Raw genomic sequence first — 7542 nt, forward strand, 5'->3', positions numbered from 1 at the left:
GCTGTCGATGGCGCGATAGAGATACATCCACCGTCCGCGGACCTTGATGTACGTCTCGTCCGCATGCCACTTGGCGGTCACGGCGCGTTTGCGCCGGTTGAAGCGCTCAAGCAGCAATGGCGAGAAGTAGACGACCCAGCGGTGGATCGTGGAATGGTCGATGCTGATGCCGCGCTCGGCCATCATCTCCTTCAGGTCGCGCAGGCTCAGGCCGTAGGCCAGATACCAGCGAACACACAGCAGGATCACCGATCGGTCGAAATGACGGCCCTTGAACATCTGAAATCCCCCCGCCAATGGCTGAAAGCGGATGCCCTAATCTCCGTAACTGACGAGTTTGCAACAGAACCTGCTCCAGCTCTGGCAGCAACGCGGGCCGCCCCGCCTCATGCCGTAGAGCCCTCAGCTGCGGACGACGCGCCATTTCTGGCCGCGCTTTGGCCGCTCAAAAAAGCGCAGATTCTTGTCTTTCTGCCGCACGACGCGGCGTTCGCAGCCTTCGCAGTTCGTGCCCTTGGCATGGGTGACGATCTTGATCTCGGCGCCGCAGTCGAGACCATCGGCGACGCGGTAGAAGCCGGGAATGCCGAAGAACAAGGTGGAGAGCATCGTCCAGTCAGGCCCTGCGCCGGCGGAACGGCCACTTATTCCTGAAAAACCCGCTGCATCGGTTGCCGACACACCTACTTTGCCCGGACATAGTTCCCCGGGGCATCCTCGATCGGCTCAAGCTCGCCGTCGCCGATCGCCCTCGCAGCCACCCGCTTGCGATCCTTGGCTTCGACCCAGGCTTGCCAGTGGGGCCACCACGAACCCGGATGCTCGTCGGCGGATTCAAGCCACCCCTCGAGCGAGCCATCCGCTGGGCCTCCGGTCCAATGCTGATAGCGGTTTTTCGCGGGCGGGTTGATCACGCCGGCGATGTGCCCCGAGCCAGCCAGCACGAACGTCACCGGACCTCCGAAGCAGCCCGCGCCCGCAAAGACGGATCGTGGTGGGGCGATGTGATCCTCGCGAGCGGCGAGATGGTAGATCGGGATGGTCACCGCGGACAGATCGAGCCTAGTGCCATCGAATTCCATCCGGCCCTCGGAGAGATCGTTCTCGAGGTAGCAGCGCCGGAGATAGAAGCTGTGGTTGGCCGCCGGCATGCGCGTGGAATCCGAATTCCAGTACAGCAGGTCGAAGGGAAGCGGCTCCTGTCCCTTCTGATAGACGTTGACGATGTAGGGCCATATCAGGTCGTTTGAACGCAGGAGATTGAAGATGGTCGCCATTTTGCTGCTGTCGAGGTAACCGCGCTGGGCCATGTCCCGTTCAATCGCTCTGATCTGCTCCTCGTCCGAAAAGACCTTCAGGTCTCCAGCATGCCGGAAGTCCACCTGCGTCGTGAAGAATGTCGCGCTCTTGATCCGCTCGTCGCCCGTCGCGCCCATGTAGGCCAGGGTTGCGGAAAGCAGTGTGCCCCCGACACAGTATCCGACGGCATTCACGGGCTTCTCGCCCGTGGCCTTCTCGACTGCGTCGAGAGCCTCGAGGATGCCCTCGTGCATGTAGTCCTCGAAGGATTTGCCCGCGAGGGTTTCGTCCGGGTTGACCCAGGAGATGATGAAGGTGGTGTGCCCCTGCTCTACGGCCCACTTAACGAAGCTCTTCTCCGGGTTGAGGTCGAGGATGTAGAACTTGTTGATCCAGGGCGGCACGATGAGAAGAGGACGCTTGAGTACCTTCTCCGTGGCAGGCTCGTACTGGATCAGTTGCATGAGCGGGTTCTGGTAGACGACCTTTCCGGGCGTGACCGCGAGATTGCGGCCGATCTCGAACTTACTGGGGTCCGTCTGCCTGATCTTGAGCGTCCCGCTCCCGCGCTGGATATCCTCTGCCAGCAACTGCATGCCGCGAACCAGGTTTTCCCCATCCGAAGCGAAGGTTTCTCGCAGGAGTTCAGGGTTGGAAAACACCCAGTTCGAGGGCGCGATCGCATTGACGATTTGCTTTGTATAAAACCGCGCCTTTCGCTCGGTTTCGGCATCAAGTCCTTCCGCCTCGCCGACTAGGCTTTCCGCCCAGTGGGACGTGATCAGGTACGATTGCCTCATCAGGTCGAAATATGGGTTCTCCGTCCATGCAGGATCTTTGAACCGATTGTCCCTGGAGGCGGAAGCAGCCACCTCGCCACCTCCCATGCCCACCGCCTGAAGCAAGGATGAACTCCAGAGGTCGGCGTACGATTGCCAGAGCTTCGTCTGGGCTGCGAACATGGTTCCCGGCTGCGTCATCCACGCCTGTTGAACCTGTGCGAATGTCTTCGCGATCGGCGCGAACTCTTCGGATACGGCGAATTGTGCAGGGGCGCTGATCTGAGGCTGTAGATATGCCGAGACCGCTTTCGCTGTCTCGCCGACAAGTTGAGCCATATTGCTCGCAAAGCGCTGGGGGTCACGGACCTCGAAACCGAAGTTCCGTGCCGTTTTATCCAACTCGGATCCAGCCATGGCCTGTCTCCTCGACCTTCGAAGATGCCAACTGACTACGTGAACAACGCCTACTTCATCGGAGAACCTTTAACAGGGAGCCTCAAAAAGTTGCGAGTATGATGATCATGTTCGCTTCTTGTTTTCCGGGCGAGTGCTTGACCAGGTTCTGTCCCTTTGCGAGGAGGAGGCATGGCGTCTGGCAAGACATTCGATAGCAAATGCATCGCCGCACTTGGGGCGGAGCGGCTCGCCCAAATCCTGTTCGAACTGGCGGAAGGCGATGCAGCGATCAAGAGACGCCTTCGACTGGAACTGGCCAGCAGCGTCGGCGCGGATCAGGTTGCCGGGGAAATTCGCAAGCGACTGGCGACGATAGCCAAATCTCGTTCTTTGATCGACTGGCACAAGATGCACGCTTTTGTGCAGGACCTTGAAGCTCAGCGCCAGGCGATCGTGACCCATGTCGCGCCGAATCAGCCGTCGGAAGCCTTCGATCTGCTCTGGCAGTTCCTGGGGCTGGCGCCGGCTATTCACGAGCGGTGCGACGACAGCAACGGGATAGTTGGCGGCATCATGAGCGAAGCGCTCGAAGATCTGGGGCGAGCGGCGCAGACTGCGAAACCCGCGTCGGACATGCTGGCCGAGAAAGTTTTCGCCGGCGTTTGCGCGAATGGTTACGGGCAATTCGATCAACTCGTCACCCTGATGGCTGGGCCGTTGGGGCAGGAAGGGCTGATGATTCTCAAGGAGAAGTTCGAGGCTCTGGCGGCCGATCCGCCAAAGCCCGTCGGCAAGGGCGAACGGCGCCCGATCGGCTGGTCCTCGTCGCGCGGGGCAATGTATGAGGACGAATTTGCGATCCGTCGTCATGCTCGTCTCGTTCAATCGGCACTGACCGAGATAGCGGATGCTCTGGGCGATGTGGACGGCTATGTCTCGCGGTTTTCCAAGGAAGAGCAGGCCAATCCCGCGATTGCTGCCGGGATGGCAGAGCGGTTGCTGGCTGCGGGCCGGGCCGGCGACGCGATGGCAGCGCTCACGAAGGCGGAAACGCTGCGGAAGACGAGCGGGTATTGGCCCGATTGGGACCGGGTTCGGATCCATACGCTGGATGCCTTGGGGCGGGTGGACGAGGCACAGCGTGTGCGCTGGTCTCTTTTCGAGAAACTGCTGCATGCGGATTATTTGAAAGCTTACCTCAAGCGGCTGCCGGATTTTGATAACGACGAAGCCGAGGAGCGTGCCTTTGCTCATGCCGGGACTTTCGCGGATTTTCATCAGGGGCTGGGTTTTCTGATCGAGTGGCCCGCGCCTGAGGCCGCAGCGAAAATGATCCTCGCTCGCCATTCCGAACTTGACGGTGATCACTACGGCCGTCTGACGGACGCGGCCGAGGCGCTTGAGGTAAAATACCCGTTGGCTACGACTTTGGCGCTAAGAGCGATGATCGACTTCGCGCTCGATAAGGCCCGCGCCAAGCGTTATCCCCACKCGGCCCGGCACCTGCATACCTGTGCTGAGCTTGTAAGACGGATCGAAGATTACAACGGGCATACCGATCACGATACCTACGTTGCGACGCTCAAGGCGAAGCATGGCCGCAAGAGCGGTTTCTGGGACGCGCGATGATCCCTGTGCTCGGGGGATGATGCCGAGCCGGCGATGCCGGTTTTGGGCTGACGATCAGCGCGGCAGAGTTTGCTGCGTTGTCGATCTGGCGTCTGAAGCGGTCCGTTCCGCGGCAGGGCGTCGAGTTCTCATCTGCGCTCTACGCCACGGTCGGGTACTCGGATCGGTCTCAATGGCCACTCGCATGCCTACAACGGCCCGCTTGGCATCAAAGTGAGTTGGTAGCGCAGCCTGCCTAAAAGTTGTGAGCGTTCCGAATTCCATTGCTAAAGAAGGCGCCGCGAGCGGTGAACCTCTAAAGGGCGATTTCGTTGCCGGTCGGCGGCKGTATCTTCCGCTCCCGAACCATCGTTAGCGAACCTTCGACGCCGCACGTGGGATTCTGATGGCCTGGGCGACCGCTGCGGCGATCTTCTGCGCTACGCCACTTTCGAGATCGATGATGTTCCCGGAATGCAGGTCGGCCTCGTAAACAGCGGACCAGCGAATGGCGGCCGTTTCTCCATCTACGAGCCGGCTGGTTATTCTGAGCTTGTTATCGGCAGCACGGATCATCCCCTCAAGGATGTGCCGGGCGCCGAGCTGACGCCGGGCAGCGGATGATCGCTGCGCCAGGTCATCGGAAGCCTCGCTTCGGACGATTGTCAGCCCCTGAAACGTAGCGAGCTGCGAGAGCATCTCTTCGGAAAGGCCGGCAGCAAAAACACCGGCGTCTGGCGTTGGGGACAGGTTGACGAATGGCTTTACGAGAAGAGAGAGACCCGGGGTGCTTGTCGATGAAGCAGCCGGTCGTGATGAATCCCCCATTACCATGACTGTCACAACGGTACCGAACGCCAGCGCAGTAACCGAGCCGATGAGCCAGGGGCGTCTGAGCCAGCCGAAGAAGTCTGGACGGGGTTGGGATAGCGGCTGCGGTTCGGTCAATGAGAGGGGTTGGGCAAGCAACTGATCGCCCAATCGCCATGCAAAGCTCGGCACGTAGCTTCCCTTGGGAATTTCGATCAGGACCCGGTCTGTCTTGCCTTCAAGAAAGTAATATCGCTCCAATGCGCGCCGGAGCCGACCGGCCTCGATGCGCACGACCGGATCGTTCAAAATGTCGATATTCGCATCCCGCCCGAAGACTTCGACCGCGATCGAATAGGCCTTTATGCGGTCGGCCCGGCCAGCGAGCGTCTCCTCAATCACATAGGACAGAAACCGCCGCAGCCGATCCGGAGTGCTGAAATCGCGGCTTGCCAAAATGCAATGCAGTTGCGCGCGGATATCGGCTTCGCATGGCGCGGGTCGCGGTTGGGAACGCGAGGCATCAGGAACAAAACTCGATGTCACTTGCCGGTTCATGGAGTTAATTCTCCCGCTCATCAATCCCGGCATGCGCATGATGTTCAGATGGGGCGATCACTGCGATCCCACTTAAGGGTATTCGCTCAGATTTCTACACCCCTTAAATCGCATCGGGCAATATTTGTTGCTTAAATATTCGCCAAATTTCGGACGAACTATGGTGGCGCGCTGCGGCAATAATGCGGTCGACGCGCGGGCTTGACCCTCCGTCCCGCCTTTGACATTCCGTCCCAGCTGGATGTTCCAAATTCATTCTTGTTCCGTACTAATTACAGTGCCAGCGGCCAGTATGGCTGATGCGGTCGCCGCAAGGCTTTGCGTGGCGACGACCCCGGAAAAGCGGAGCGGTTCACAGATGTTCCGATCTTTGATGCGGTGCAGAGGGCGCGTGCGGGAAGATCGGACCGCCGATATCGCTGACTTGCTCTCGACCAGCGAAGGAATTCGTCTCGTCAAAGCCTTCTTGAAGGCCGAAAGCACGGCGAAGCGCCAGCGGATCGTTGCCGTGGTTAAAGGCATTGAATGCCGATCCCGCTGGGATCGGCGATGAAATCGGGTCTCAGGGATAGCGCAAGTACAATCGGGCCGCAGCGCGCGATGACCCCAGCTAAGACTATATGACGTATCGTCATGTAGTGCGCGCGTGCGGTCTCGTCTTATCGTGGCTGTATCGTCGTGATGTCACCGGTTAACCAATCTCAGTCGCCCCGAACGGGCAGGTGCAAATCCCCGTCGACGAGCCGATATACATGTGCTTACATCGCTTAGATGCCAAATATTGGTTTGACTACGTGCTGAATATTATACGATTCGCTACGCCTATCGGTCAGCTGAAAGGTTATTGGCATGGCGACCTTAAAGGAGAACCGGTGTGCTAACGAAATTCTAGCATCGCCCCCGGCAAATCAGAGAAATTACAAATGGCTTCGGCCCGAGGGAGACGATGACGATAGTTTTGGGCGAGGGATTATTTGGGGAGCTGCGATATCGTTCCTGCTCTGGGGAGGGATGGCGTGGGCCTGGTACACTATCTTTCGATGACGGCACCGCATGCGTGATTTATCGCGCATGAGCACTCAGCAAGAGCATCGATGACCTGAACTGGAGTGACTTTCCCAACCGCGACGGAAAACACGCCTGGCTGAGGGGCAGGCGCGAACTGAAGTTTCTGAGTTGGGTGCAGCAGCACCCAATGAGTTGCGCTGCTCCTCACGCCGGTGGGTGCGTCCGTCGCCGCTTGTCGCGGCGCTCCCCGCGCCCCGTACGCCTGTCCCCCGCCGCTCCATGCCGGAGGTCTGGCCCTCAGAATTCGAGACTGTCAGGGCCGTAGCATTCGCAGCAAGGCCGAGCGCGGCTGCCGACCACCAGAAGGAAAAGGCATGTCGGCGAGAGATCCCGTCCGGATTGAAGACTTCGCTCATGGGAAAGCTCCTTGGGATCTATCAACCGTCTTTGCCGCCCCCTGTCGCCCCAGATCACTAAGGTTGGCGTATTATAAGGCCACTTTTCACCTGCTCGAGCCTTCATAACCGACCGTTCTTGGGCCCGTGCAGCGTCTCGCTCAAGATTATTCGCCCAACCCCGGCGGAAGGTTTCCGCTTCGACCAATAATCGCCCACCCGAATACAGGCATTGTCTGCCGAGATCACGAGAACTCCGATGCAACGGCACACGGGCGCCCCGTTGAAACGGTAAGCTCTGGACAGTCCAATGTCCTTATTCACGTAGAGCCAAGTGATCTAAATGCCGCATTCCGGAATATTCGGGACTTCATCGGGGCATGGCGCTGATTATTCGGGTTCACTGCAGTTGCCTGGTGTGAAACATGTAACGTGGCCTACCCCTAAACTCGGAGAGCATCATGCGATTAGGACTTGTATCCACCGCCGTTCTTGCGACGTGCCTGGCAACGTCGGCCTTCTCCGCCGACCTTCCCAGCCGCCAGGCGCCGCCTCCCCCGATCGTCTACGCGCCCCTGTTCACCTGGGCTGGTCTTTATGTCGGTCTCAACGCCGGCGTGGGCTGGGCTGACTCGGGCGAGATCGCCGTCAACGGGCCGACTGCTGGCTCTTCCAGCGTCCTGAGC

The 7542-nt window shown here is 59.5% G+C and carries 5 protein-coding genes and 1 pseudogene; 2 read left to right on the forward strand and 4 right to left on the reverse strand.

Annotated features, from left to right (window positions below):
• The 3 genes from AC1DW9_RS35695 to AC1DW9_RS35705 all read right to left on the reverse strand — a co-directional run.
• Positions 1-279, reverse strand: a 279-nt coding sequence (locus AC1DW9_RS35695; protein WP_476855361.1) for an IS6 family transposase, incomplete at its 3' end; no start/stop codon positions are given.
• A gap of 123 nt (positions 280-402) precedes the next feature.
• Positions 403-609 (reverse strand): hypothetical protein, encoded by a 207-nt coding sequence (locus AC1DW9_RS35700; RefSeq protein WP_476777476.1) that lies wholly within the window; start codon positions 607-609, stop codon positions 403-405.
• A gap of 74 nt (positions 610-683) precedes the next feature.
• Positions 684-2495, reverse strand: coding sequence for a PHA/PHB synthase family protein (locus AC1DW9_RS35705; protein ID WP_476777477.1), 1812 nt, complete (start codon positions 2493-2495; stop codon positions 684-686).
• A gap of 171 nt (positions 2496-2666) precedes the next feature.
• Here AC1DW9_RS35705 and AC1DW9_RS35710 point away from each other — a divergent pair, with 171 nt between their 5' ends.
• Positions 2667-4106: a DUF6880 family protein gene (locus AC1DW9_RS35710; RefSeq protein ID WP_476855362.1), complete on the forward strand. Its 1440-nt coding sequence runs from the start codon at positions 2667-2669 to the stop codon at positions 4104-4106.
• Positions 4107-4457: 351 nt separating this feature from the next.
• Here the strand turns inward: AC1DW9_RS35710 and AC1DW9_RS35715 are convergent, their stop codons facing one another.
• The gene (locus AC1DW9_RS35715) at positions 4458-5453 is read right to left on the reverse strand and encodes a hypothetical protein (protein ID WP_476855363.1); all 996 of its coding nucleotides are present in this window, start codon (positions 5451-5453) and stop codon (positions 4458-4460) included.
• Between the two features lie 1864 nt (positions 5454-7317).
• Between AC1DW9_RS35715 and AC1DW9_RS35720 the strand changes: the two are divergent.
• Positions 7318-7542: pseudogene (locus AC1DW9_RS35720) on the forward strand (porin family protein); the annotation flags it as partial.

The organism is Allobosea sp. P4_E12 (genome assembly GCF_056401655.1).